Consider the following 722-nt stretch of genomic DNA (forward strand, 5'->3'; position numbering starts at 1 on the left):
GTACGCGGTCTTTTAACGACGCCCCTCAGCGGTTGAGGGCAGCAGGCATTCTCCAAGGCATGAGATCGGCGTAGTCGTCGGCAGTTGCAGCGAGCGGTAACCTGGTGAACAGCCAGACCAGATAGCGATATGGCTCGACTTCGTTCGCCTTGCACGTCTCGACGAGGGAGTACAGGTTGGCGCTGGCCTGCGCGCCGGCAACCGTATCGGAGAACAACCACCCCTTGCGGCCGACGACGAACGGCCGGATCGCGTTCTCGCACAGGTTGTTCGAGATCGGCCAGTTGCCGTTACCGACGTAGCGGACCAGCTTGGGCCACTGTCCGCTCATGTACTGCAATGCCTTGCCGAGCAGACTCGACGGCACGACGCCTGGCAGATGCTCGACCAGCATGCGCTCGATGATGGTGAGCACGCGGGCGCTGTACCGGGCGCGCAGTCGCTGCCGGCGTTCAGACTTCCACTTCGCGCTGCGCGCCTCGGCCGCGAACAGCTTGCCGATCAGCACGACGAAGCGCGTGGCTAGCAGATCAGGCGAGCGTGCAGCCTTCGGCACCGACTCCTCGGCCGTGATGAAGCCGCGGCGCACGTGTGCCCAGCATCCGAGATGCACGAGCTGGTGATCGTGGGCGATGCCGTTGTAGAGCTCGTACCCGTCAGTCATCAGCACGGTGCCAGGCTGTACGCCGGCATAGAGCTTCTGCGCATGCTGGGCGCCGCGC

General features: G+C 64.5%; 1 protein-coding gene. It reads right to left on the reverse strand.

The features are described from left to right. Nucleotides 1-25: 25 nt before the first annotated feature. Nucleotides 26-722: IS66 family transposase (tnpC, locus tag WS68_RS02070; RefSeq protein ID WP_156429313.1), on the reverse strand; the 697-nt coding region annotated here is incomplete at its 5' end.

It is taken from the genome of Burkholderia sp. TSV86 (genome assembly GCF_001522865.1).
Lineage (GTDB): Bacteria > Pseudomonadota > Gammaproteobacteria > Burkholderiales > Burkholderiaceae > Burkholderia.